Below are 23,468 nucleotides of genomic sequence, written 5' to 3'. Positions count from 1 at the left end.
TGGGTTATCTGGGCGCTGGTATTACTTGTAATTTAAAGTAAGAATTGAGAGATCACAGCATTTGATTGAAGAAAAATCAAATCAGTCCAATATTTAATTTGTTTTATCAAAATGCTAATTCTTATCAAAAATTCAGAATTGAATCAATTTCTTCTTCGGTAAGTAAACATTTATATTTAGTTTCAGTGGATGAAAAAAACAACCCGAAAACTCTTGTCATTGATATTGGCGGTTCTAATGTCAAAATACTTGCAACAGGTGCTGCAGAACGCATAAAAATTCCTTCAGGCTCCGATTTTTCTCCTGAACAAATGGTGGAACTGGTTAAAGAAAACGCTTCAGAATGGGAATACGACAGGATCACAATGGGTTTCCCGGGAGTAGTCAAAGAAAACAGAATAGTATCCGATCCAGTAAACCTTGGAGAGGGCTGGAATAAATTTGACTTTCAGGCTGCATTTAACTGCCCTATTAAATTTATAAATGATGCAGCCATGCAGGCTCTTGGTAGCTACGAAGGTAAAAAGTTACTCTTCTTAGGCTTCGGAACTGGATTAGGCACCGCCATGGTCATTCACAATACGATATTACCCTTAGAAGGCGGGCATCTTCCTTTCAAGAAAAAGACCTTCGAAGAATATGTTGGAAAGGAGTATCTGACGAAGAGCGGATCTAAACGATGGGAGAAAAACGTGCTAAAAACCGTGGAATATTTCAGAGCAGCATTTCAACCTGATGACGTATTATTAGGCGGGGGAAATTCAAAATTATTAACGACAATTCCTGAGGGATGTAGATTGGGTACAAATGAAAATGCCTTCAAAGGCGGTTTCAAGTTCTGGGAAGAGGATTTTAAGTTGTAAGATTTTGACTTAACTCATAATCGCAGTATGAAAGCGCACCGCCTTACATTCTCACTCCTTGGATAAACGTGTTTTTATCAGCCTGAGCAAAATCAACAGCTATTAATTACTGTTTCGTCTGCCGTTTGTTTTTTCGTATTTTTCTATCTGATTGGATTTAAACAATCAATTACCTAATCCCAAAATCCAAACCTATGAAACATCTATTCCTCTATGCCTTTGCGATCTTAATTTTTTCAAGTTGTGAGAAAAAGAATTCAGAAAACACCACTGAAACTCTCCTAGTAAATGAGCAGGTCCGGGCAAGAATTGACTCTACCCTATCCAGCTTCGTAGAAAGCGGGAATCTAGCCGGAGTCTCTGCCTTGATTTTTGAAAAAGGCCAGGAGGTTTATTACAATGCATTTGGCTATGCGGATCGGGAAAATCAGGTGAAAATGGATAGAAATACGATTGTGCAGATCTATTCCATGACTAAGCCGATCACTGGCACGGCACTAATGACGCTTTACGAAGAAGGTAAATTCCAGTTGGATGATCCGCTTTCAAAGTACGCACCTGAGTTTGCTGATATGAAAGTGTATGATGGAGTAGGTATAAATGGAAACATCAAACTCGTAGATGCTGACAGACCGGTTACTATTCGTGACATCACCCGACATACCGCAGGCTTTCCAAACCGAGCTGATATTCCTGGTTTCTAGTGAGATTTTGGCAGAAAAAGACCCAAGAAGTTTTGAGATCGATTTGAACGAAATGGCCGAAAGAATCGGTGAAATTCCGCTTTGGTTCCAGCCAGGAACTCAATGGGAATATGGTCAATCCGTAGATGTTCAAGCTTTTTTGGTAGAAAGAATCTCAGGAGTCCCATACAAGCAGTATGTGCAGGAACATGTGCTAGATCCACTTAAATTGAATGACACAAGATATTTCGTTCCTGAATCGGACAGAGCAAGAATGTCTGCTTCCTATAGAAGAACCGGTGAAGGTCAGCTGGAGCAAATGCCAAATGAGGAAGCCCATAAATTCAATATAAATGAATGGCCTCTTACTCCAGGTGGATTTGGATTTACTTCTACTTTGGATGATTACATGACTTTTGCCAGAATGTTGGTTCCGCAAAGGAGAATTTGGGGGAGCTAGAATCCTCAATCCAGAAACGGTAGAACTAATGAGCACCAATCAACTTCCTGATTCAGTTACCGAAAGATCCTGGCTTCCAAGCAAGGGGAATGTGGGGTTTGGAATTGACTTCGCAGTACGAGTTGCACCGCCAAAAAGTGCCGCGGAGATTAATGGGACGGTTGGTGAATTCTTTTGGGATGGGGCTGCCAGTACACTGTTCTGGGTGGATCCAGTGAATGAAATCACAGCTGTCCTGTTCGTCCAGCTTTTTCCTTACGATCAGATCAAGCTTCATAAGAAGTTTAAAGATGCTGTATATGGCAAATATCAGCCTAGCGTCTCTAATTAAAATCAGCTAACCCACCGTTAAAGTCATCAGGATCGTTATAAAATCTTTGCTCATTACATTTCTCTTGCCGTCGTTCGTATCATCACGAACGACTTTTTTGTTTGAGTACTTTAAACAAATCAGAGAACAGTAGATTTCCCTTAACTTTGCGCGAAGCAGAACCATTTTCTAATTAAATGTTGTTCTACACTCATTGTAACCTAATGGACCTTGAATCCATTACTTATTACAGCGCATGAAGACAAGACCAAGAGTAGTAGTCGGCCTCTCCGGAGGGGTCGATAGTTCCGTCGCCGCTCACCTACTCATCGAGCAAGGCTACGAAGTCATCGGGATGTTCATGAAGAACTGGCACGATGAATCTGTCACAATTTCCAATGAATGTCCATGGATGGAAGATTCCACCGACGCAATGCTAGTGGCAGAAAAGCTGGGAATTCCATTTCAAGCCATAGATCTCAGTGAAGAATACAAGGATAGAATCGTGGATTATATGTTTGCCGAATACAAAGCCGGCAGAACTCCCAATCCTGATATTCTTTGCAACAGAGAAATCAAATTCGATATTTTTCTAAAAGCTGCCGAAAAGCTTAAGGCTGATTTCGTGGCTACTGGTCACTATTGCCAGAAAGGCGAAACCATAGGAGCTGATGGAAAAACAGCCTATCAGCTGCTTGCAGGAGCCGATCCCAATAAGGATCAGAGTTATTTTCTGTGCCAATTGAACCAAAGTCAGTTAGCCAAAGCACTCTTCCCTATTGGACACATGCAGAAGCCTGATGTCCGGGCAAAAGCCAAAGAAATGGACTTGATCACTGCCGATAAAAAGGACAGTCAGGGACTTTGCTTTATCGGAAAAGTCCGCTTGCCAGATTTCCTTCAGCAACAACTGAAACCTAAAAAAGGTAAGATCATACAAATTCCGGAAGACTTGGCAATCTATCAAAATCAACTAATTCCTGCTGGAATTGCTCCAGAAGACTACGATCAGGAGACCTTGGATGCGATTTCTCTTCCAACTTACTATTCTCAAGATCAAGGAAAAGTTTTGGGTGAGCATAACGGTGCCCACTATTTCACTGTTGGCCAAAGAAAAGGGCTACACGTCGGTGGGACAGGAAAGCCTTTGTTTGTGATTTCTACGGACACGCAAGAAAATGTGATTTATACAGGGTTAGGAGAAACCCACCCTGGTTTACTTCGTGATGGTTTATTTGTGAAGACTGAAGATATCCACTGGATCCGCGAGGACTTGAAACTAAACGTTGGTGAGTCCAGAAGGTATGATGCTCGCATTCGCTATCGTCAACCGCTAAGTGGAGCCACCTTGATTCAAAAAGAAAATGGCCTCTATGTCATCTTTGATCAACCTCAAAAAGGAGTAGCTTCTGGCCAGTTTGTAGCTTGGTATGATGGAGAGGAAAGTATTGGATCAGGGACGATATTTTAAGATTTAAGATTTAAGATTTACGAGGCTAATGAAATGTGAGACCTTAAGTTCAGTTCATTAGCCTCTTTTTAACTAAAAAAAATCCCCCTAACCCCCTTTAAAAGGGGGAATAGCTAAACCTGAACCTCAATCATTACATTCAGATAGCCATTATTTTAAATTCTTCATTCATTCATTTTAAATTCCCCTGTGTTAGAAATACTCTTTGAAGACGAATACCTTATTGCCATCAATAAACCTTCGGGTTTGCTCGTTCACCGAACTTCCATCGCAGCGGAGGAAACGGTATTTGCTTTACAAATGCTACGTGATCAGATAGGTCAACATGTATCTCCAGCACATCGCTTGGATAGGCCGACCAGTGGAGTTTTGCTTTTCTCTAAGAAAGAAGAAATATTGCCATTACTTAAAGAGCAATTTTCAAATCGATCAGTCCAAAAAACCTACTTGGCTATTGTCCGGGGAATTCCTGGAATCAAATCAGACCTGATAGATCATCCGTTGACCAGCGAGCGCGCCAATAAACTGCAGGAAGCGCAAACCCAATATAAAGTAATTGCTGAAGCGGAAATCCCATTTGATACAACAGGTAGATATCCGACTAGTCGCTATAGCTTACTGGAACTAAAACCTGAAACTGGGCGCACGCATCAGATCCGTCGTCATTTAGCTCACCTGAGGCATTATATTTTGGGGGATAAAAAACATGGTGACAATAAGCAAAACCAGTTTTTCGAGAAGCAATTTGGAATGGTGAATCTGCTATTACATGCTAAAAGACTTGAATTCATTCACCCTAATTCTAGCCAAAAAGTGTCTATTGAAGCTTCACTTCCTCTTCATTTCCATGAAACCTTGAGCATTCTCGGTTTGTCAGAACTTGATTTAGAGGGTTAAAAGTCAGCTTTTCCCCAAATTCAATTACTTTAGAACATAAATCGATCAAACATATGAAAAAACCCCTGTTAGGAATAAGCCTTTTACTATCAGTGACTTTTGCGGCAGAAGCGCAAAAGAAGAAAATTGATAAAAAATTCAATGAAACAGCTGCAATAGCTGACCTCACTTATCTAGCATCAGATGAATTGAAAGGAAGAGACCCAGCGGCACCAGAAATGGCAATGGCCTACAATTATATATCAATGCAGTTGCAAGATGCAGGCGCGAAACCAGTTCCAGGCGCAGATGGCTACTTTCAAAATATTCCTTTCATGATGTCTTCTCCTCCAAGTAAAGGTGAAATCAAATTGAAAGATTCGGTTTATTCCCAAGGTAAAAACATGCTTGTCATCAATGGTGATGCGATTTCCGGGAAATACGAGTTAGTGGACGTTGGTTTTGGACTTGCTGATGATTTGGAGGGGAAAGACCTGAAAGGCAAAATCCTACTGACCAATGTAGGCGCTCCAGATCGTATGAGTCCCGCTGATTTGTTTGCCTTAGGTAGCGAGAAAGCTAAACTTGCCGAAGCTGCTGGGGCGATTGGCGTCATTGAGCGCTTCAATATTCCATCTATTCCTTGGCCATTGATTGTCAATTACCTCAATCGTAGTCAGATGGTAATAGATAATGGCGAATCAAGCAAAATGCCATACATCTGGATCGAGGATGTGAAAAACACGCTTAAAAATCAATTGACTGCAGGAAAAGTTGAGGCAAATCTTTTAGTAGAAGGCAAGAAAAATACTCCTGTGGAAGGTAAAAATGTACTCGCCTGGATTGAAGGATCAGACAAAACGCTGAAGGATGAATTCGTAATGCTATCTGCGCATTACGATCACGTTGGAATTGGAACACCAGATGCAAGTGGCGATTCCATCTACAACGGTACTCGTGATAATGCTGTAGGTACGGTAGCTGTGATGAATGCAGCTAAATTCTTTGCTAAAAACCCTCCAAAAAGATCTATCCTTTTAGCACTGTGGACTGCAGAGGAAAAAGGGCTTTTAGGCTCAGCATATTTTGCATCAAACCCATTGATTCCTTTGGATAAAATCATTTACAATCTCAACATTGACGGTGCGGGCTACAATGATACCTCAGTAATTACTGTGATCGGATTGGGCAGAACTACCGCAGATGACTTAGTTTCTGAGGCTGTTGCAGATTTTGGTTTGAATGCCATCGCAGATCCAGCTCCAGAGCAAGGACTTTACGACCGATCAGATAACGTAAATTTCGCCAAAGAAGGGATCCCTGCTCCTACTTTCAGCCTTGGGTTCACAGCTTTTGATGATGAGATCAACAAATACTATCACAAAGCTGGTGACCATGTGGATTCCATGGATTTGGATTATGTGACGCTTTATTGGAAATCATTTATCCTTGCTGCGCAAAATATCGCCAACGCCGAAAACCAACCAATGTGGGTTGCAGGTGATAAGTACGAGGAAGCAGGTAAAAAGCTATACGGGGATAAGTAAGTCCTTTTGCTTGTAAGTTGTAATTTCTGTAAGAGATAAAAGAGTGAGAGGTGGTAAGTTGGATCCTGATGGATTCAATTTATCGCCTCTTTTTATGGATTATAGACTGTTTTACGGTTCGTTCCTTTGGCACTCAGGAGAATCTTTGGATAATTTATAAACCCAGAATTTCATTCTGGGCTTTTACAGGTTGTGCCTTCAGCCCAATACTCATCATACTTTCCCAGTAATATCATTCCACTTTCAACTAATTCAGATTCCGAGAAATTGCCAAAGGCAATTACAATAAAAGCCCCGAATACAGCGAAGCGAAATTCGGGGTTTGGTCAAGAAATTAGGTGCGCACGAGTGCTAAAGGCACGATCGGTAAGAAATGCTATATGTAATGAAATGTAAACGCATCTCATTTTTAACCTCTTTTATTTCAAATAATCAAGTGAAAAATAGATTATGTAAAATCTCACTCAAGCGATACGCTAATGTCCTCTGTTAAATTTATAACCTTAACTCAGAATTATTAATCATGACGAAAACTTCAAAAGCATTATTATCTATTAAGCATAAAAGCTATGAAGACAATTGAGAAACTAGTAAATATTATAAAATCTATCAACAGTATTCTCCTGATCTGTATTCTAATTTTAAAATATTTTTTAATTATATAGTTAATAAGTCCAACCATTGCAAGGATCACAAGTCCATTTATCAAATTAAAAATCAATCTATTCGTGAAAAATGTCCAATACGAATTGTTAACCAACTCATCAAAATCATCTTTAGTCCTACCCATCCAAATCAAAGCTGCAAAGAATAAGATACCAATTCCTAAAACAACCAATACGACATTTAGGAATACGATTAATGAATTATTTGTTCTCATAATACTTCTACTATTGCGCCTCGTTCGGGCGATAACTTCATTAAGTAAAATGAAAACACTGCACAATAATCCTGTCTGAACTCGATTTCTGTTGGTATTCCTCTATCATCAATAGGTAATTCGGAAACTAAAAACAAAACGACTCTCGTCTATTTTGGACTCAGCAACTCTAGCGTTGTTAACTACTACTTTCCATTGATAAAGCTCATTTTTCCAACAGATACGGAAGTCCCTCATTATTCGATCTGTATTACTCATATCAAGTTTAATATAATCTGAATTAGGAATCTTTTTATGTTTACCATTGACAACATACCTAATATCACCTCTGTCAATAACGGTAACACATTGTGATTTGTCCAAGGAATAAAAGTGTACTGTTCTACCATTACAGCTACACATAAGAAAAATAAGTAAACACATTATCAAATTCCTCATATACTGACAAGTTTGTTTTGTGTTACAGGTATATTTGAAGACTCATCCCATCTGCACTATAGCATTCATAACAAAGATCGCAAGCATTGTTATATCAAAACTTCACTTCCACAATAAATCATCTTGTCTCATATCATGATTCTAGATTCTAAAGTCTTGCGTCTTGATACTTGAGTCTAATTTTATTTATCTACCCAAACAGCATACCCGCAATCGTAGCCGTCATCAGGCAAGCAAGCGAAGCAGCAAGCAGCGATTTAAGTCCTAATCGGCTAATATTTGCTTGTTGATTTGGAGCGATGATGGCGATTCCACCTAACTGAATTGCTATAGAGCTAAAGTTAGAGAATCCGCACAGCGCATAAGTAGCGATGACTATTGACTTGGCGCTCAAGCTACCCATCTCCTTCATATCAGAAAGGCTGAGGTAAGCAACAAATTCATTGATCACAGTTTTTTGCCCTAGTAAACTCCCTACTTGTAAGCGTATCTGCCCACTCTACTCCTATCACCCAAGCAAATACTCGGAAGACCTGACCAAAAAGATATTCCAAAGAAAACCCCTGAAACTGGCCTCCAGTGGTTCTTACTACAAACTCATTTAATCCTGTAACATCACCTAAAATTCCCATCAACAAATAATTGACAGCTGCGATCACTGCGATAAATGCCAAAAGCATTGCTCCCACATTCAACGCAAGTTTAAGACCCTCAGAAGCGCCAATCGACATGGCATCAATCAAATTTACACCCATCGCTTCTTCGTTTACCTCAAGCTTATCCTGCACTCTTTCCTTTTCTACCTCTGGAATAAACATCTTGGACATCACAATCGCCGCTGGAGCGTTCATGATACTTGCACCTAAAAGATAAGCTGCGAATCTACTTTGCTCCTCTAAGCTGTCACCGCCTAGAAAGGCCACATAACCAGCCAAAACTCCACCTGCAATAGTCGCCATTCCCCCTGTCATTAAGCACATCAATTCAGATTTACTCATTTGAGGGATAAATGGACGAACTAACAAAGGAGCTTCTGTTTGCCCTAGAAAGATATTTCCTGCAGCGGACAAACTTTCAGGTCCAGAAAGCCTCATAGTTCTAGCCATTACCCAAGCTATTCCGAAAACTACTTTCTGAAGTATTCCTAAGTAATACAATCCAGCAGAAACAGTGGAGAAGAAAATGATGGTGGGAAGAACCTGAAAAGCGAAAATGAAACCATAGCTATCTCCAGCTAAGTCCCCAAAAATAAATGCTGCCCCGTCACGACTAAAGCTTAGAAACTTTACAAACCCACGGCTAACCATCGCAAAAGCACTTTCCACAACAGGAACTTGGGTAATCAAAAAGCCAAAAACCAGTTGTAGCAAAATTCCGGTTCCAACTAATCTCCAGTCGATTTTCTTTCTATTGCTTGAAAAAATAAAAGCCACCAAAACGATGACGGCCAGTCCAAAGACCCCTCTTAAGTAATCCATTCAGTAATTATTGCAGATAAGGCCTAAAAATAAGGAACACAGGATCATAAAACAATCCTGCATTACGAGGTTAAGCTATAAATTGAAAATTAGGGGGAAAATAGTGATCAGTCGCAGTTCACATTTCGCTACCTTTCAATATTAGATAAATAAGTTATGGGTACCTAACTTTGCTTAATGTCCGGCTTCTGGAGAAGCAGAATAACTGTGCTCTTTGCGCAATCCGTTGCGAATACTGCAAGTCAAAAAAAAAGCCCGAGCTAGCTCGGGCCATTATGGAATTAGTTTCTCTTGTTGATTTCATCCCGAATACGAGCAGCTCGCTCATAGTCCTCATTGTTTATCGCTTTATCAAGCATCTGGTTGAGCTTATCTAAGCTGAAATCTTTCAGTGAAGGCTCTTTTTTAGTTGCGAACTTTTGAGTGGAAGGTTTTGGCTCCTTTTTCTCGTCCTTACTTTCGACTTCATAATGCTCAACTGCCCCTTCGGACATAGCCTTTTCAGTACAAAATACAGGACTTCCAAATCGTATCGCAATCGCTATGGCATCAGAAGGTCTAGCATCTACATCTGTCTCAATTTTGTCTCCTTTACACTGTATCTTAGCATAATAGACACCTTCTTTCATGTCAGTTATTACGATCCTTTCAATATCGAAATTGAACCCAGATGCAAATGACTTAAATAAATCATGCGTCATGGGACGATTTGGAACAATCTTTTCGATTTCTAAGGCGATCGCCTGAGCTTCAAACATACCGATCACGATCGGCAAACGTCTAGCTCCACCAACTTCCCCTAACACCAAGGTAAATGACCCGGATTGGGAATGATTGGACGAAAGTCCTAAAATCTCAAGTTCTATGAGTTTTTCCACAAAAATTTATAATTCAGCTTTAAATGCTTCGTTTAATTTTGGCACAACCTCAAAAGCATCGCCTACGATTCCGTAATCCGCAGCTTTGAAAAAAGGAGCATCAGGATCCTTATTAATGACAACAATACACTTTGAAGAATTTACTCCTGCAAGATGTTGAATAGCTCCTGAAATTCCTATCGCTATGTACAAAGTTGGAGCGACTTTTACACCAGTTTGCCCTACGTGCTCATGGTGAGGTCTCCATTCCAAATCAGAAACAGGCTTCGAACAGGCAGTTGCTGCACCAAGAATCTTTGCCATTTCTTCTACCATTCCCCAGTTTTCTGGACCTTTCAAACCTCTACCTCCTGATACCACAATATCTGCTTCTGGAAGTAATACGTCGCCCGTAGCTCGTTCAGTAGATGTGATTTTAGAAGCAAAATCAGCGTCTTCCAGAGCCACATCAAAAGTCTCAACTTGAGCATCTGCTCCATCCTGTTTCAAATCAATTGCATTCTTCTTGATTGCAAGGATTTTATTTTCAGTCGTCACAGATGTTTCTGCAAAAGCCTTTCCTGTATAAATACTTCTTTTCACCACATATCCCCCATCAGTTTTTGGTAATTCTACCACGTTGGATACCAAGCCTGCTTTAAGTTTAATTGCAAGTCTTGCTGCAACAGCATCTCCCAGTGATGATTTAGCTAAGACCAAGGTTTTCGCTCCTATGAGATTGTAGGCCTGAGCTACTGCAGAAGCATGCGCCTGTATCACTCCAGCATCCAACTTACTTTCTGCACCGTGCATCACTTTAGCCGCACCAGCTTTACCTACTGCTGCAAGCTCTTCGTTACCGATGGTGCCAAGAGCTACTGCTACCACATCTCCTTCTCCAGTTTGTGCCGCTAAAGCATTGGCAAAAGAGACAGCCTCAAGACTCGTCTTTTTTACTTTTCCTTCAGCTTGTTCTATATATACTAAAATTGACATAATATCCTAATTTATAACAAGTTATTGGGTTTCATTAAAGCACTTTCGCTTCATTTTTCAAAAGCCTGACAAGCTCTGCTACATTGTCTTTATCGACCAATTTCACAGCTCCCTTGGCAGGTGGCAGCTCGTACTTGCTTGCTTCAGCTTGAGTCTCCTGAGATACTGGCTCCACTACATTCAAAGGCTTAGTTCTAGCAGACATGATCCCACGCATATTTGGGATTTTCCACTCTGCGATAGGCTCTTGACAGCCAGCAATCAGCGGAAGGCTTGCTTCCAACATTTCCTTACCACCTTCAATTTCTCTGGCCATTTTCACGGTAGAACCATCGACATCTAGTTTCATCACTGGCGAAAATGAAGGAATACCCAACAACTCTCCTACCATGCCATGAACCATTCCTCCGTTGAAATCAATGGATTCTCTGCCCATCAATATCAAATCATATGCTCCTTCTTTGGCGTAATGTGCAATTTGCTGCGCTACGAAATAAGAATCTTTCGGAGCAGAGTTTACTCTAATCGCTTCATCAGCCCCTATTGCTAAGGCTTTTCTTAAAGTCGGATCAGAATCCGCTTCTCCTACATTCAAAACTGTTAACTTTCCACTCGCTTGATCTCTCAATTCAACAGCACGAGCCAAGGCATAATCATCGTAAGGGCCAATAATATATTGAACTCCCGTAGAATCAAACTTGGTATTGTCGGCCGTAAACTGAATCTTGGAGGTAGTATCAGGTACGTGGGTGATACAAACAAGAATCTTCATTGGTTTAGAATTAGATTATTTTAGATTTATTTCTCGTGAAAATAACAGTAAGCACTTAATTAAAAAAACTATTGATGAGCAATCTGGACAGGATACAGTTACTAAGACAATTTACCGAAGAAGAACCTGAGAATCCATTCAACTGGTATGCTTTGGCAATTGAATTCCGTGAATCGAATCCGGAAGAAGCCCACAATCTCTTCGCAAAGTTACTTGCTGAACACCCAACTTACCTTGCTACTTACTTTCCAGCTGCCCATTTATATGCAGAAATGGGTGATTTAGAGCAGTCTAAACTGATTTTTGAGAAAGGAATTGTGCTTTGCGCGGAGCAAAAAAATTTGAAGGCTCAGCAGGAATTGCAGAATGCTTACCAAAATTTTCTCTTTGAAAATGACTTGGATTAAGATTTCTGAAAATTAAAAAATAGTACTAAAATCATCTTAAAAGTAAGCAATACTTAATTTGTTATTCTTAGTTTTATATGACCTATATGCAAAAAAATAACCCCTCTATTCCATGATCACCCAACAAGAAATGCTGGCTCATTTTCTTCCAATTTTAGAAAAAAGCGGTAAGCGCTACAAAAAGAAGAGTTTGATTCGAGCTAAAAAAGCCAAACCGGGTCAGTTGGTAATTACCAAAACATCTGACGGGGAAGAAACTCGAAATATTGCTGGGGTGGGCGATTGGCTGGTGGAAAATCAAACAAGTGTCAATGAGCTGTATTTAGTAAAAGCAGAAACTTTTGAGAAAAAATACACTATAATACAAGCCTTAGAACAAGGATGGGGATGCTACCAGCCTAAAGGAGAAATCTTAGGCATAATAGTGAGTGAAGGCGCATTTTAAAGATTTAGGAGTAAGCAAACCATTGAAGTTCCAAGGGCCTTGGAAGGACAGCATGATCGCAAAACCCGGCGATATGCTAGTAGTCCCACTTGATAAGGACGAAATCTATAGAATAGCCAAAAAGGAATTCGGCGAAACCTACGTGGAGATTTAAGGAATCAAAACGATTTTACCCATTTGCTTCCCATCTCGCATCCGATCAAAAGCCTCTTCAGCTTGATCAAACTTGAAAACCTGATCTATGATTGGTTGTATTTTTTTCTCGTTGACAAATGAAACCATATTCATAAAGTCCACATCTTGAACCCATCGGGGTTCCCATAATTTTGAGCTGGTTCCAAAAGATTTTTCGAGCTTCCAACTTAGTAGGATTGCCTAGAGTAGCTCCGTAAAAAACAATTTTCCCACCTGCTTTTGCAACTTGAATCAGATGATTTAACGTATCGCCTACAGCTCCATCTATGATCAAATCAAAGCCATCGGTATCTTCATTCAGCTTTTGTTATCCAATTGTGATCCAAATAATTAAAAGGTATTTGAAACACCCAAAGCTTTAGCTTTCTCTAGTTTCTCAGGACTGCTACTGCTTGTGGACACATTCGCGCCAAGAGCCATTCCAAACTCTACTGCAAACTGAGCTACTCCTCCACCAAACCCAGTAACCAATAAGTTCTCTCGGGGCTGAATCTCACCTTGGCAGGTAAGTGCCTGAATGCTGTTAATCCTGCAAGTGGCAAAGCCGCGGCTTCTTCCCATGTCAAATGAGCTGGTTTGGAGTAAAGTCGATCTACGGGAACAATTATAGATTCAGCCAAAGTCCCATTTCTTGGCATACCCAAAATCTCAAAAGAAGCACTTTGGACTTTTTGATTATCACCCCAATTTAACGCTGGATTAATAATTACTTCTTTCTGTAAAAGCTCATAATCAACACCCTCTCCTATCTCACTCACTATTCCAGCTCCATCCGAACCTAGAATTACACCATCTCTTAGGTTTGGATATAAACCTTGCCTACACCATTCATCCCGGTGATTTAACGCAGCAGCTTTAATCAGCACCCGTGCTTCTCCAGGAAGCAAATTTCTGGTCTGAACTTCGGTCAGTAATAGTTTTGATGATTGAGAGCTATTTAGAGTTAGTGCTTTCATAGGATTATAATATGTTTTTAAGAGGTCAGACAGCCTGTCCCGATTTTTCTTCGGGAGAATCTCGCAATTATAACCACCCCAGTCTGTATGTCTTTCTCGTCGTACTCGATTTTATATGGTATTAAAATGCATCTTCTGAGTTATTTCTATTTAAAAGATCTTCACCATCATCACTGTTTGCCTTGCTTTGAAGCTTAATCGTATTCCCAGAGTCAAACTCAGAAATCCCACTCGATTGAGCAGCAAATGTAGGTCTGTAAACAGCATTTCCACCTTGTGGATCTTGCATATTACCAAACCCATCCAAGTCCTGAAACTTAGTGTATCTACCGATAAACCTCAATCTTACTGTATCCAAAGAACCGTTTCTGTGCTTGGCGATAATTACTTCTCCAACTCCCTGAGTGGAATTCCCATCTTCATCCTCGGTGATCCCATAATATTCAGGACGGTAAAGGAACATAACCATATCGGCATCCTGCTCGATGGCTCCCGATTCCCTCAAATCCGAAAGCTGTGGTCTTTTATCTCCACCTCTGGTTTCCACCGCTCTGGATAGCTGTGAAAGTGCAATTACTGGAACCTCAAGCTCCTTAGCGATTTTCTTCAGGGCTCGGGAAATACTCGGAATTTCCTGCTCTCGGTTACCTCCTCCGCCACTTTTGGAGTCACCAGACATCAGTTGCAAGTAATCAATTACAATCATCTGAATATCGTGCTGAGCTTTTCATAGTTTTCTACATTTTGCACGAAGCTCAAGTATAGATAGTGCAGGCGTATCATCTACGAAAAGTGGCGCTTTGGGAAAGCTTGGCAGTCTTGTGAACCAATTGTTGCCCACTCATGGTCTGCAAGTGTTCCTTTTTTGATTTTTTCAGAGTCCAATTCAGTGCTTCAGATGAAATAAGACGATTCACCAACTGAACAGAGGACATCTCCAGGGAGAAAATAGCTACAGGGCTGACTGTGATCCACTGCTGCATTTCTTGAAACTGAAAGTACGAAGGCCGTTTTACCCATCGCAGGTCGAGCTGCAATAATTACCAAATCTGATTTTTGCCAACCAGAAGTAACACGATTCTGAAGGCCGTCAAACCAGAAGGAACACCCGTCAGACCATCTTTTTGTCCTTTTCTGGCTTCCAGCTCTATAATCGCCTCGCGCATGATGGACTTCATGTCGGAGTAATTTTTCCGGATATTCTTTTCAGATATCTCAAAAAGATTTTGCTCCATTTTATCCAGTAACTCAAAAACATCCGTAGTCTCCTCGTAAGCATCTTTTTGAATATCAGAAGCGATTCGGATCATTTCACGCTTGATAGATTGCTCTGTGATAATCCTTGCGTGGTATTCAATATTGGCAGCAGAAGCTACTTTGGAGGTCAGTTCAGTCACATAAAAAGCGCCTCCGGCAATCTCCAAGGTGCCACTTTTGCGAAGCTGAGAAGTAACTGTTAGCAAATCTATAGGCTGGCTTTCTGTAAACAGATCGAGAATTGCCTGAAAAATAACCTGATGAGAGTCTTTGTAGAAACTCTCAACCTTCAAAATATCAATCACATTGGTCAACGCATCTTTCTCCAGCATCAGCGCACCAAGTACAGCCTCCTCAAGATCAATGGCTTGCGGCGGAACTTTCCCTAGCATAGAAGAATTTTGATGAGTTGGCTTATTTCTGGTGTATACTGGGGATTGCTGCTTTTCTCGGTCATAGAACAAATGTATTGTGAAAAAGGCAAGAGTTTTGAACAACTTCTGCCAGAGTTATCAACATTTAAACTCCTCAATAACCAAGCCTCGAAGAGAAAATCAACCTATTATTTATTCCAGAAATCCCGCCTCATTTCCGATTAATAGAGATTAATTCAGACTCTCAGGTAGTTGCATTCATTGGAAATAAACCCAAAATCTTTTTAATTAACCCGTCAAAATTCAATAACCAAATAAAATCTTTTGAATTAGAATTGCTATGCCCCCAAGCTGCCAATAATTATTTTTAAGTTTGGAGTGTAATTCCCATCTTCTACTGGACCCAATGAATAAATATCACTTTATAGCCGTCGGTGGAGCAGTGATGCACAATCTTAGCCTTAGCTCTGGTTCAAACAGGCTATCAGGTCACTGGTTCAGATGATGAAATCTATGAACCTTCACGTACACGATTAGAAAAAGCCGGCATTTTACCTGCTGAATATGGCTGGTTTCCCGAGAAAATCACTGCTGATTTAGAGGGCATAATTTTAGGCATGCATGCTCGCATAGATAACCCTGAGCTAGTAAAAGCCCAAGAATTGGGAATTCCTGTATACTCTTTTCCAGAATTCATTTTCAATCAAAGCCAGAATAAAAAGCGGGTCATCGTAGCTGGCTCTCATGGAAAGACCTCTATTACTTCGGTGATTTTGCACGTACTGAAAAATCAAAAATGTAGATTTTGATTACTTGGTTGGTGCCCAGATCGAAGGTTTTGATTTGATGGTAAAACTATCAGATGCGCCAGTAATCATTATAGAAGGTGATGAATACCTGAACCTCTCCACTAGACCGAACGCCGAAGTTCTTCCATTACAAACATGACATTGCTTTGGTGAGCGGGATTGCCTGGGATCATTACAATGTGTTCCCTGACTTCAACGAGTATAAAGAGCAGTTTAGTAAATTGATGAATCTGACTCCTGATTCTGGGGAGTTAATTTATTGCGAAGCTGATCCTTTGGTGAAGGAAGTTCTGCCCAGAAAAGCACAATTTCAGCCAAGAAAACTCCTTATACGGCTCATCCAGCAATTATCAAAGATGGAAAGACCTTTTTGGAAACAGATATTGGTTTAATTCCAATTGATATTTTTGGAAAGCACAATCTGCAAAACCTTCAAGGTGCTATGGATATTTGCCTAGCCTTGGGATTGACGAAGGAGGAGTTCTACGAAAGCATTCAGACTTTTAAAGGTGCGGCAAAAAACGTCAGGAACTATTGATGGAAACAGCTAGCTCAAGTCTATTCCGGGACTTTGCCCATGCACCATCTAAACTGGAAGCAACCGTATTCCTGCCCGTAAAAACTCAACTCCCTGAAAGAAGACTGATTGCTGTACAGGAATTACATACGTATTCCTCTGAACAAGGAGTTTTTGCCAAATTATGCCAAATCAATGGAAAAGCTGCTGATTCTGGCAATTGTGTATCTTGATCCTCATGTGTAGCTTTGAAAAAAGCTAGAGTTGATGAAAACACGTTAAGAGAAGGCTTTCAGCGACCAGATTTAAAATTATTTACAGATAGCAAAAGCCTGAAAGAATTCCTTTTGGCGCAAGACTATACAAATTCCAACCTACTTTTGATGAGTTCAGGATCCTACGACAAAATGGATCTGGAGCCGATTAAAGCTAAATTTAAATAACCATGCAGTTAAACCTGAAGAATTCCGTTGCATTTTTTGATCTGGAAGCTACTGGAATCAACATCTCTACAGACAGAATCGTGGAGATTTCCATTGTGAAAGTGAAGCCTGATGGAGGTCAGGAATCTTATACCAAAAAGATCAATCCTACTATTCCCATTCCTTTGGAATCCTCCCTCATCCATGGCATTTATGATAAGGATGTGAAGGATGAAAAAACCTTTAAGGATTTGGCTAGAGAGATCTATCAGTTCATCGGTCAGTCCGATTTGGCAGGCTTTAACGTCCTAAAATATGATATCCCGCTTCTGGTTGAAGAATTTCTGAGAGCTGGAATTGAGTTTGACTTAGATAAGAGAAACCTTCTGGATGCGCAGAAGATCTTTTTCATGATGGAAAAAAGAAATCTGACTGCAGCTTACAAATTCTACTGTGGCAGAACACTTGAAAATGCACACAGTGCCGAAGCTGATACTTTGGCTACACTTGACGTATTCAAAGCCCAAATAGAGCGCTACGTAGGTGAGGAAATGGAAGATCTGCAAGGCAACAAATTGGGAGTCATCGAAACTCATATGAAGAAACTTCGACGATCTCCTCAATGAGAAAATGGTAGATCTAGCCGGAAGATTTGTATTCAATAACGAGGGTGTGGAAGTTTTCAACTTCGGCAAGCAAAAAGGAACTCCGGTAACCCAAGTCCTGAAAGATCAGCCGGGATATTACGATTGGATGATGCGCGGTGATTTCCCACTGGATACGAAACGAAAACTTACTCAGATCAAACTGAGAGGATTTAACCAATAACAAAAAATCCGGAGTCACCTCCGGGTTTTTTGTTACTTTGAATAGATCGTTTTCAATTTGATAGATTGGTCTATAAACTCATTGTAAGTCAATCCTAAATCAGCTTATGCAAGATCTCCATTGCAATTGTAAATTGCAGGTGGTACTCGCGCTCAAATTATCCTGAAGCAGGATATAGACCGAAGAACTATATTTCATTAATTCTACCGCGTAATAGCCTTCAGGTTGCACTTCTGCCTTAGCTACAAATTGGTCGAGCCAAACAAAATCAGCTTTGTCACTATTGTCACAAGCAAAAAGAATTTCATCCAACGAGTACTCTACACGGGTAAGTTTTTCTTTGTCACATCCTGCTAATACAAAGGTCAGCACACAAAAAACAAGGACCGGCTTATTCATCTTTATATAGTTTAAATTGACTTAACTACTCTATTAAATTGAGGTAACCTAAAAAAAAAACGGACCTAAGCCCGTTTTTAAATCGAAATATCTCTTGAGTCTACTCTTTCTAAAAAAACTCCAATGCCTCAGGCATATGTTTATTGAGCTTGTCAATTCTTGTCTGTGATGCTGGGTGAGTAGATAGAACTCAGGTGGAGCTTGACCATTTTCATTGGCTAGCATTCTTTCCCAGAAGATCGGTGCCTCACGGGGATCATATCCAGCGATAGCCATAAAAGTCAATCCTAATTCATCAGCTTCTAGCTCATGTTTTCTTGAGAAACTTAACATCCCCAATTCACCGCCAATTCCTACAGACTGTAATAAATATTGTCTGAACGATTTGAACGATTTTGCCCAATTGCACTTGACAACACACTCACGCCTAAATTAGCAACCATACCATTAGACATACGCTCTGCTAATGAGCATGCCACTGCGTGAGCAATTTCATGCCCCATCACAACTGCAATACCCGTTTCAGATTGAGTTAGCGGCATTATTCCCGTGTAAAATGCCACTTTACCTCCTGCATACACCACGCATTAACTTGATCACTTTGGAGCAAATTAAATTCCCATTCGAATGAGTTTGCTAGCTCTTGATAACCTTGGGAAGCTAAGTAGCTTTCCACTGCCTCTGCCATACGCTTCCCCACTTTGAGAACTTTTTGCCCGTCAGCAGTATTCGTAACGACTTTATCTTCTTTTAATACCTGATCGTATTGTTCATCTACTAGTGAGTAGGAATCTCTTCGTTAGAAATCCAACTGCGAGGAGTTGCATTCCTACCTGTTAAAGGCACTTTTGCACAGGAATAGAGTATTAATCCAGCGCAAAAAACTATTGCTATTTTTTTCATGGTGGTTGTTTTTTTCTTCTCTAGATTCAAATTAAATACCAGAAAACAATTTTCACTACTTTAAGCTTTCGATTAAAGAAATATGAACGACAAAGAAACCCATTCTTCATTAAAGCCCGCTGCTTTAGCCTATCAAAAAAAAATGAACAACCCATTTTATTTCTGGTTTGGCATGTTGATTAAACTGCCGTCAGCGATTTTTTGGAAGTTTCGGATAAAGGAATTGGATGCAGAAAAGTGCACTGTAACCATCCCCTATACTTGGAGAACACAGAATCCTTTTAACTCTATTTACTTTGCTGCAATGGCCGGGGCAGCAGAATTACAGTACCGGTGCATTATGTCAATTGGCAATCAGCGGATTGGGAAAATATTCCATGCTTGTGGTAGATTTCAAGGCTGAATACTTTAAAAAAGCGAATCAAAAAATCACATTTACATGTGAACAAGGACAAGAATTATTCGCTCTTCTTGCCTCTTTAGAGCCAGAAGATACGGGAAAGTTGACAATGATATCTTCCGGTAAAAATCCACAAGGGGAAGAAGTAGCGAAATTTTATGTGACTTGGTCATTTAAGAGGAAATCTTAATTATGAAGAGCCCACAGACCCTGTCATCGGATTCTAGGTGGACTTAATTCCCCTCAAAAGAAAGATTAATTAATCCAGCGGCTTTCTCTATCAATAAACTCACTCAGTGTGGCGTAAACGCGGTCTTTGCTCCAGTCCAGAAATTCATGATAGGCATCTCCTTCATTGAATCGAATGATAATTCTATCCCACTGTGATCGCTCAAGCTGATATTTCACCATGAGATTTTGACGAATTGAATCTGATTCAACTACAGCATAATATCCGGCTCTCCTCCGCATCCACTCTTGTTTTTTCTGATATTCACGTTCTTGTCTTGCCCGTTTGGTCAAATGAGGACAAAACCCCGGCAATTGCAACTCCCCCATTCGGAAGAATCAACAGATCCCGCACTTATTCCACCCTTTGTAGAGAAGGGGCTTTCTCCTCATCAGGATCAATAAGAGTTAATTTCCCATCCTTGAACCTAAAAGCATAAGGTTCAGATTTCACCTCAAAAAGTAGGGAGAAACCGTGCCCTATCCTGAATTTGAAGTATTAAAAAGCGTTTCTTCACCCAAAGGAAAACTTTGGTCAATAAATCCAGGGAAGGAGATTTTCAAAGTATCACCAATGTTTCCTTTCACGGAGAAGTATCCACGTATATTGGTTATAGAAGAGCTTTGAGTGCCTAGCACTTCAACTTTCACTCCTTCTAAATATGTTTTATCTGTTGCATCCAGCACATTTCCCGAATAAGTTCTCTGCGCGAGAATAGCTGGGAGGAAGGCAAAATATAAAACGACTAGGAATCTGAATTTCATAAAGGCCAAAAATAGAAAGGCTTTTGGTAGCTAATGAATATATGGAAGTTAAAGAAGCTTAAGAGTAAAATCAAAAATTACTGGAAAAGTGCATCTACACATTCTTTGCTCTATTCTATTTAATTTCGCCAAATGAATTTCAAGCTTACACGATTTGCCCCTACTCCCAGTGGATATTTGCATCTGGGAAATCTTTATTCGTTTTTGGTGACAAAGGCCTTGGCTGAAGAAACCGGAGCTAAGATTCTTCTAAGAATTAATGGCCTGGATCGAGAGCGATATAGAACCGAGTACGTGCAGGATATTTTTGACACGCTGGATTTCATGGAAATCAGCTATGATGTGGGGCCAAAAACCGTTCAGGAATTTGAGCAAGAGTGGTCTCAGATTCATAGAATGAACAATTACTTAGAAGCGTTGGATAAGATCCGTGAAAGAAAATTGGTCTTTGCCTGTGACTGTACCCGTAAGAAGATTCAACAACTAGATTCTTCCGGTTATTATTTAGGTCATTGCCAAGTCCGAAATATACCATTGGAGCGAGCTGAAACTTGCTGGAGAATGGATACTTTCGATACCGATTTTATCAAAATCAAAAACCTATTTCGAAGGGGATAAATCCTATGTACTTCCGGAAGATTCAGCCATTTTTTATTGTGACAAAGAAAGACAAACTTCCATCATATCAATTAACTTCTGCGGTTGATGATGTGACATATGGAGTGGATCTGATCGTAAGAGGAAATGATTTGCTAGGCTCGACTTTAGACCAACAAATAGTTGCCAACGGACTCGATCTCACTCTCCTTTCAGGAAGCAACCTTTCACCATGCACCAACTTTTGAAAGGACCTAAAAAGAAAAAGCTCTCCAAATCAGAAGGCGCCACTTCGATTCAGTTTCTAAGGAAAGAAGGAAAAAAGCCATCTGATATATACCAGATTTTAGGTGAGATGATAGGCTCCCAAGAACCTTCGATTGATTTTGAATCATTCAAAAAACATTTAGTAATCTAGACAGATTGATGAAAAAAGAAAGCCGAAGATGTCTTCGGCTTTCTTATTGACTAATCGAATTAATTACATCAAGAGTAAAGTGATAAAAGCACTGCAGAATTCTAAACCGCAACCAGCGAATCTACTTCGGGCTTCCATCATCTGTGTTCCCGCTTAATCATACTTTGCTGGCATATCTGGCGCTACCATTGATTTCTTGATAAACTGGCGAATATCCTCATTGGAGGTCTCCAAATCCTCAGCTCTTAGGTACATCATATGCCCACTTCTATAGCCTTTCCACGAAAGTCTGTCTGCCAATCTACCTGATGGATCCATTTGCCAATGGTTGTATTTTGCATTGAAATAATCGGTACCTCCGTCATAATAACCTGACTGAGTCATGACATGTAAGTAAGGGTTTTGACGCATCGCCATCTGCTAAATCATATCCCGTATTTTCATTCGAGCGATTCCAAGGGTGAACAGGGCCGAAAAAGATTGTAGGTCAAATCTGTTTTGTAATTGAGATTCTCTCTCACATAAATCTGGAAAGATGGAGCAAAAGCATGATTACCAGGATGACAAAGCTGGATCGAAATCAGGTCTAGAACCTGTTCCTGCATTGTCAAAGCCCTTATATCTACTATCTAATCTGCCTATTGTCATGCCTTTGTCTCTAAGCAATTCCTTCCAGAAAAAATTGGTAGGAATCAAAAGGTTGTGTTCGAGTACTACATCCTTTTTCAAACCAGAGTACAATGCATACTTGGTAGCAATCGCATCTCGCTCGGAGGCTGTCAACATTCCTCCTTTCACTACAGCTGGTATTAATTCATTGATGGTAAAGGCTTCCACTTCTGGGAGGAAATCTCCCAAATCCTGGCTCTGAAGAGATGCATCCAAGGCTTTATGATACCAAGCGGTCGCTGCATAATAAGGAAGGTAGTTAGAAGTATGAATTGGTGCTCCTCGCTCGATTCCTAACTCTGTAGGAGAAACCATAATAACACCATTGAAATACATCCAATGTGAATTTTGTAGCTGTGCTACAAGACCTGCCACACGGGTAGTGCCATAGCTTTCTCCGATCAAATACTTTGGCGAAGCCCAGCGATTCTGACGGGTTACAAATGTGTTTACCCAATCAGCCAAATAGCGGATGTCAGAGTTTATCCCAAAGAAAGTAGAGCGATCTACTTCTTCATCAACAATTCTGGAATACCCCGTATTCACAGGATCTACATACACGATATCAGCTACATCAAGAATAGAATGAGGATTTGACTTGGTGCCGTATGGCTGAAGTGGATAGCCCTCATCATCAATATTCAGGACAACTGGGCCAGTGTAAGCAATATGCATCCAGATAGAAGCCGATCCTCGGCCGCCATTGAAAGAAATAACAAGCGGTCGAGTAGTCTTATCCGATACGTCTGTACGCTCATAAAAGGTATAGAACAAAGATGCAATAGGCTTGCCTTTCTCATTCCAAACAGGTTGGGTTCCAGCTGTTGCTTTGTAAGGAACCTTCTTCCCTTTAATTGTAGTCTCATGGGTAGTAACTACTGCTGACTCAATTTCTATATGCCGCTCCTGCTCGCGCAAAAACAACAGAAAGCAAGGCCATAAAAATTAATGTTAAACTAAATCTTCTCATAAAGTATGGGGTATAAATATTCGATTTTGAAACTACAAATTGTAAAGGCATTCCTGAAAAAAATTACATAAATGGGCATATTTAATTAAGCCTTACTAGCCGAAACAAGTCTGGCAATTACTACGGCTGGATACAAAATCCCTATGGTAGAAAGGAATACTGAAAGCATTTTTGACATCACCTGAATTGGGTATATATCTCCAAAACCTACGGTAGTCAGGGATACTAAACTGAAATAAATATATAGGGCGAAATCCTTGTCGATTCCTTCTAGGTGC

General features: G+C 40.3%; 29 protein-coding genes and 4 pseudogenes. 16 read left to right on the top strand and 17 right to left on the bottom strand.

The genetic code is table 11. The features are described from left to right. Positions 1 to 65: 65 nt before the first annotated feature. From AC0L6R_RS08010 to AC0L6R_RS07980, 7 genes are all read left to right on the top strand, one after another. A complete protein-coding gene (locus tag AC0L6R_RS08010; RefSeq protein ID WP_473270710.1) occupies positions 66 to 863 on the top strand; it encodes an ROK family protein in 798 nt (265 codons plus the stop codon). A 194-nt stretch (positions 864 to 1,057) separates the two neighbouring features. After that, the gene (locus AC0L6R_RS08005) at positions 1,058 to 1,567 is read left to right on the top strand and encodes a serine hydrolase domain-containing protein (protein WP_473270709.1); all 510 of its coding nucleotides are present in this window, start codon (positions 1,058 to 1,060) and stop codon (positions 1,565 to 1,567) included. Between the two features lie 7 nt (positions 1,568 to 1,574). Beyond that, positions 1,575 to 2,006: a serine hydrolase domain-containing protein gene (locus AC0L6R_RS08000; RefSeq protein WP_473270708.1), complete on the top strand. Its 432-nt coding sequence runs from the start codon at positions 1,575 to 1,577 to the stop codon at positions 2,004 to 2,006. A 28-nt stretch (positions 2,007 to 2,034) separates the two neighbouring features. Next, positions 2,035 to 2,337 carry a hypothetical protein gene (locus AC0L6R_RS07995; RefSeq protein WP_473270707.1) on the top strand — a complete coding sequence of 101 codons (303 nt, stop codon included), beginning with the start codon at positions 2,035 to 2,037 and terminating at the stop codon, positions 2,335 to 2,337. A 235-nt stretch (positions 2,338 to 2,572) separates the two neighbouring features. Then, positions 2,573 to 3,787, top strand: a complete 1,215-nt coding sequence (mnmA, locus tag AC0L6R_RS07990; protein ID WP_473270705.1) for a tRNA 2-thiouridine(34) synthase MnmA — start codon at positions 2,573 to 2,575, stop codon at positions 3,785 to 3,787. Between the two features lie 189 nt (positions 3,788 to 3,976). Then, the gene (locus AC0L6R_RS07985; protein WP_473270704.1) at positions 3,977 to 4,684 is read left to right on the top strand and encodes a pseudouridine synthase; all 708 of its coding nucleotides are present in this window, start codon (positions 3,977 to 3,979) and stop codon (positions 4,682 to 4,684) included. A gap of 53 nt (positions 4,685 to 4,737) precedes the next feature. Continuing rightward, entirely contained in the window at positions 4,738 to 6,210 is a 1,473-nt protein-coding gene (locus AC0L6R_RS07980) for a M28 family peptidase (RefSeq protein ID WP_473270703.1), read from the top strand. Positions 6,211 to 7,718: 1,508 nt separating this feature from the next. Here the strand turns inward: AC0L6R_RS07980 and AC0L6R_RS07975 are convergent. From AC0L6R_RS07975 to AC0L6R_RS07960, 4 genes and pseudogenes are all read right to left on the bottom strand, one after another. After that, positions 7,719 to 9,006: pseudogene (locus AC0L6R_RS07975) on the bottom strand (NupC/NupG family nucleoside CNT transporter). 281 nt (positions 9,007 to 9,287) lie between these two features. Further along, positions 9,288 to 9,884 (bottom strand): bifunctional nuclease family protein, encoded by a 597-nt coding sequence (locus tag AC0L6R_RS07970; RefSeq protein ID WP_339864975.1) that lies wholly within the window; start codon positions 9,882 to 9,884, stop codon positions 9,288 to 9,290. A gap of 6 nt (positions 9,885 to 9,890) precedes the next feature. Beyond that, entirely contained in the window at positions 9,891 to 10,859 is a 969-nt protein-coding gene (locus AC0L6R_RS07965; RefSeq protein WP_283411086.1) for an electron transfer flavoprotein subunit alpha/FixB family protein, read from the bottom strand. 34 nt (positions 10,860 to 10,893) lie between these two features. Further along, positions 10,894 to 11,631: an electron transfer flavoprotein subunit beta/FixA family protein gene (locus AC0L6R_RS07960; RefSeq protein WP_283411087.1), complete on the bottom strand. Its 738-nt coding sequence runs from the start codon at positions 11,629 to 11,631 to the stop codon at positions 10,894 to 10,896. A gap of 74 nt (positions 11,632 to 11,705) precedes the next feature. Between AC0L6R_RS07960 and AC0L6R_RS07955 the strand changes: the two genes are divergently transcribed. The 3 genes from AC0L6R_RS07955 to AC0L6R_RS07945 all read left to right on the top strand — a co-directional run bounded on the left by AC0L6R_RS07955 (position 11,706) and on the right by AC0L6R_RS07945 (position 12,637). Further along, positions 11,706 to 12,038, top strand: coding sequence for a tetratricopeptide repeat protein (locus AC0L6R_RS07955; protein ID WP_473270701.1), 333 nt, complete (start codon positions 11,706 to 11,708; stop codon positions 12,036 to 12,038). Between the two features lie 112 nt (positions 12,039 to 12,150). Beyond that, positions 12,151 to 12,483 carry a hypothetical protein gene (locus tag AC0L6R_RS07950; protein WP_473270700.1) on the top strand — a complete coding sequence of 111 codons (333 nt, stop codon included), beginning with the start codon at positions 12,151 to 12,153 and terminating at the stop codon, positions 12,481 to 12,483. Between the two features lie 22 nt (positions 12,484 to 12,505). Continuing rightward, the gene (locus AC0L6R_RS07945; RefSeq protein WP_473270699.1) at positions 12,506 to 12,637 is read left to right on the top strand and encodes a hypothetical protein; all 132 of its coding nucleotides are present in this window, start codon (positions 12,506 to 12,508) and stop codon (positions 12,635 to 12,637) included. Here the strand turns inward: AC0L6R_RS07945 and AC0L6R_RS07940 are convergent. The 6 genes from AC0L6R_RS07940 to AC0L6R_RS07915 form a co-directional block, all read right to left on the bottom strand. Beyond that, a complete protein-coding gene (locus AC0L6R_RS07940; protein ID WP_473270792.1) occupies positions 12,634 to 12,765 on the bottom strand; it encodes a zinc-binding dehydrogenase in 132 nt (43 codons plus the stop codon). The genes AC0L6R_RS07945 and AC0L6R_RS07940 overlap by 4 nt on opposite strands. Beyond that, complete coding sequence (locus AC0L6R_RS07935; RefSeq protein ID WP_473270698.1) at positions 12,704 to 12,952, bottom strand: hypothetical protein; 249 nt, start codon at positions 12,950 to 12,952, stop codon at positions 12,704 to 12,706. The genes AC0L6R_RS07940 and AC0L6R_RS07935 overlap by 62 nt, the downstream gene beginning before the upstream one ends. A gap of 169 nt (positions 12,953 to 13,121) precedes the next feature. Continuing rightward, entirely contained in the window at positions 13,122 to 13,634 is a 513-nt protein-coding gene (locus AC0L6R_RS07930) for an alcohol dehydrogenase catalytic domain-containing protein (protein WP_473270697.1), read from the bottom strand. A gap of 121 nt (positions 13,635 to 13,755) precedes the next feature. Next, positions 13,756 to 14,340, bottom strand: a complete 585-nt coding sequence (locus AC0L6R_RS07925) for a DnaB-like helicase C-terminal domain-containing protein (protein ID WP_473270695.1) — start codon at positions 14,338 to 14,340, stop codon at positions 13,756 to 13,758. 73 nt (positions 14,341 to 14,413) lie between these two features. Further along, a complete protein-coding gene (locus tag AC0L6R_RS07920; RefSeq protein ID WP_473270694.1) occupies positions 14,414 to 14,617 on the bottom strand; it encodes a DnaB-like helicase C-terminal domain-containing protein in 204 nt (67 codons plus the stop codon). Between the two features lie 57 nt (positions 14,618 to 14,674). Then, on the bottom strand, positions 14,675 to 15,388 hold the full coding sequence (locus AC0L6R_RS07915; protein WP_473270693.1) for a replicative DNA helicase: 714 nt from the start codon (positions 15,386 to 15,388) through the stop codon (positions 14,675 to 14,677). Positions 15,389 to 15,671: 283 nt separating this feature from the next. Between AC0L6R_RS07915 and AC0L6R_RS07910 the strand changes: the two are divergent. Beyond that, a pseudogene (locus tag AC0L6R_RS07910) lies at positions 15,672 to 17,034 on the top strand (UDP-N-acetylmuramate--L-alanine ligase). Positions 17,035 to 17,036: 2 nt separating this feature from the next. Then, positions 17,037 to 17,841 (top strand): annotated as a pseudogene (locus tag AC0L6R_RS07905) (exonuclease domain-containing protein). A 99-nt stretch (positions 17,842 to 17,940) separates the two neighbouring features. On the opposite strand, the gene AC0L6R_RS07900 reads toward AC0L6R_RS07905, so the two are convergent. Genes AC0L6R_RS07900 through AC0L6R_RS07890 form a run of 3 tightly spaced genes read right to left on the bottom strand, consistent with a single transcriptional unit; the run spans position 17,941 to position 18,821 of the window. Further along, a complete protein-coding gene (locus AC0L6R_RS07900) occupies positions 17,941 to 18,240 on the bottom strand; it encodes a hypothetical protein (protein WP_473270692.1) in 300 nt (99 codons plus the stop codon). Between the two features lie 48 nt (positions 18,241 to 18,288). Then, a complete protein-coding gene (locus AC0L6R_RS07895) occupies positions 18,289 to 18,573 on the bottom strand; it encodes a M48 family metalloprotease (RefSeq protein WP_473270691.1) in 285 nt (94 codons plus the stop codon). 20 nt (positions 18,574 to 18,593) lie between these two features. After that, complete coding sequence (locus AC0L6R_RS07890; protein ID WP_473270690.1) at positions 18,594 to 18,821, bottom strand: M48 family metalloprotease; 228 nt, start codon at positions 18,819 to 18,821, stop codon at positions 18,594 to 18,596. 404 nt (positions 18,822 to 19,225) lie between these two features. Here AC0L6R_RS07890 and AC0L6R_RS07885 point away from each other — a divergent pair, with 404 nt between their 5' ends. Together AC0L6R_RS07885 and AC0L6R_RS07880 are read left to right on the top strand one after the other, a co-directional pair. Continuing rightward, complete coding sequence (locus tag AC0L6R_RS07885; protein ID WP_473270689.1) at positions 19,226 to 19,546, top strand: hypothetical protein; 321 nt, start codon at positions 19,226 to 19,228, stop codon at positions 19,544 to 19,546. Further along, positions 19,527 to 19,733 (top strand): hypothetical protein, encoded by a 207-nt coding sequence (locus AC0L6R_RS07880; protein ID WP_473270688.1) that lies wholly within the window; start codon positions 19,527 to 19,529, stop codon positions 19,731 to 19,733. The genes AC0L6R_RS07885 and AC0L6R_RS07880 overlap by 20 nt, the downstream gene beginning before the upstream one ends. A gap of 65 nt (positions 19,734 to 19,798) precedes the next feature. Here the strand turns inward: AC0L6R_RS07880 and AC0L6R_RS07875 are convergent, their stop codons facing one another. Further along, positions 19,799 to 20,014, bottom strand: a complete 216-nt coding sequence (locus AC0L6R_RS07875) for a hypothetical protein (RefSeq protein ID WP_473270687.1) — start codon at positions 20,012 to 20,014, stop codon at positions 19,799 to 19,801. 237 nt (positions 20,015 to 20,251) lie between these two features. Continuing rightward, complete coding sequence (locus AC0L6R_RS07870) at positions 20,252 to 20,536, bottom strand: carboxypeptidase-like regulatory domain-containing protein (protein WP_473270686.1); 285 nt, start codon at positions 20,534 to 20,536, stop codon at positions 20,252 to 20,254. Positions 20,537 to 20,668: 132 nt separating this feature from the next. On the opposite strand from AC0L6R_RS07870, the gene AC0L6R_RS07865 reads away from it, so the two are divergent. Together AC0L6R_RS07865 and AC0L6R_RS07860 are read left to right on the top strand one after the other, a co-directional pair. Further along, complete coding sequence (locus tag AC0L6R_RS07865) at positions 20,669 to 21,154, top strand: glutamate--tRNA ligase family protein (RefSeq protein ID WP_473270684.1); 486 nt, start codon at positions 20,669 to 20,671, stop codon at positions 21,152 to 21,154. A 5-nt stretch (positions 21,155 to 21,159) separates the two neighbouring features. Continuing rightward, positions 21,160 to 21,381, top strand: a complete 222-nt coding sequence (locus tag AC0L6R_RS07860; protein ID WP_473270683.1) for a hypothetical protein — start codon at positions 21,160 to 21,162, stop codon at positions 21,379 to 21,381. A 323-nt stretch (positions 21,382 to 21,704) separates the two neighbouring features. Here AC0L6R_RS07860 and AC0L6R_RS07855 read toward each other — a convergent pair. Together AC0L6R_RS07855 and AC0L6R_RS07850 are read right to left on the bottom strand one after the other, a co-directional pair. Further along, positions 21,705 to 23,160 (bottom strand): annotated as a pseudogene (locus tag AC0L6R_RS07855) (S10 family peptidase). 115 nt (positions 23,161 to 23,275) lie between these two features. Then, positions 23,276 to 23,468 (bottom strand): potassium channel family protein (locus AC0L6R_RS07850; protein ID WP_473270682.1); only part of this gene is annotated, 193 nt, incomplete at its 5' end.

Source organism: Algoriphagus sp. 10J20-15 (assembly GCF_055809615.1).
The sequence above is the reverse complement of the archived record's forward strand: the minus strand, read 5'-3'. Positions and strand labels throughout refer to the sequence as shown.

Coding starts and splice junctions, on each gene's coding strand:
- AC0L6R_RS08005 (WP_473270709.1), top strand. CDS start 1,058: ATGAAACATCTATTCCTCTATGCCTTTGCGATCTTAATTTTTTCAAGT.
- AC0L6R_RS07995 (WP_473270707.1), top strand. CDS start 2,035: ATGAGCACCAATCAACTTCCTGATTCAGTTACCGAAAGATCCTGGCTT.
- mnmA (WP_473270705.1), top strand. CDS start 2,573: ATGAAGACAAGACCAAGAGTAGTAGTCGGCCTCTCCGGAGGGGTCGAT.
- AC0L6R_RS07980 (WP_473270703.1), top strand. CDS start 4,738: ATGAAAAAACCCCTGTTAGGAATAAGCCTTTTACTATCAGTGACTTTT.
- AC0L6R_RS07965 (WP_283411086.1), bottom strand. CDS start 10,859: ATGTCAATTTTAGTATATATAGAACAAGCTGAAGGAAAAGTAAAAAAG.
- AC0L6R_RS07960 (WP_283411087.1), bottom strand. CDS start 11,631: ATGAAGATTCTTGTTTGTATCACCCACGTACCTGATACTACCTCCAAG.
- AC0L6R_RS07955 (WP_473270701.1), top strand. CDS start 11,706: ATGAGCAATCTGGACAGGATACAGTTACTAAGACAATTTACCGAAGAA.
- AC0L6R_RS07950 (WP_473270700.1), top strand. CDS start 12,151: ATGATCACCCAACAAGAAATGCTGGCTCATTTTCTTCCAATTTTAGAA.
- AC0L6R_RS07940 (WP_473270792.1), bottom strand. CDS start 12,765: ATGGTTTCATTTGTCAACGAGAAAAAAATACAACCAATCATAGATCAG.
- AC0L6R_RS07930 (WP_473270697.1), bottom strand. CDS start 13,634: ATGAAAGCACTAACTCTAAATAGCTCTCAATCATCAAAACTATTACTG.
- AC0L6R_RS07925 (WP_473270695.1), bottom strand. CDS start 14,340: ATGATTGTAATTGATTACTTGCAACTGATGTCTGGTGACTCCAAAAGT.
- AC0L6R_RS07920 (WP_473270694.1), bottom strand. CDS start 14,617: ATGCAGCAGTGGATCACAGTCAGCCCTGTAGCTATTTTCTCCCTGGAG.
- AC0L6R_RS07900 (WP_473270692.1), bottom strand. CDS start 18,240: ATGAATAAGCCGGTCCTTGTTTTTTGTGTGCTGACCTTTGTATTAGCA.
- AC0L6R_RS07895 (WP_473270691.1), bottom strand. CDS start 18,573: ATGTTAAGTTTCTCAAGAAAACATGAGCTAGAAGCTGATGAATTAGGA.
- AC0L6R_RS07885 (WP_473270689.1), top strand. CDS start 19,226: ATGAACGACAAAGAAACCCATTCTTCATTAAAGCCCGCTGCTTTAGCC.
- AC0L6R_RS07875 (WP_473270687.1), bottom strand. CDS start 20,014: ATGCGGAGGAGAGCCGGATATTATGCTGTAGTTGAATCAGATTCAATT.
- AC0L6R_RS07870 (WP_473270686.1), bottom strand. CDS start 20,536: ATGAAATTCAGATTCCTAGTCGTTTTATATTTTGCCTTCCTCCCAGCT.
- AC0L6R_RS07865 (WP_473270684.1), top strand. CDS start 20,669: ATGAATTTCAAGCTTACACGATTTGCCCCTACTCCCAGTGGATATTTG.
- AC0L6R_RS07860 (WP_473270683.1), top strand. CDS start 21,160: ATGTACTTCCGGAAGATTCAGCCATTTTTTATTGTGACAAAGAAAGAC.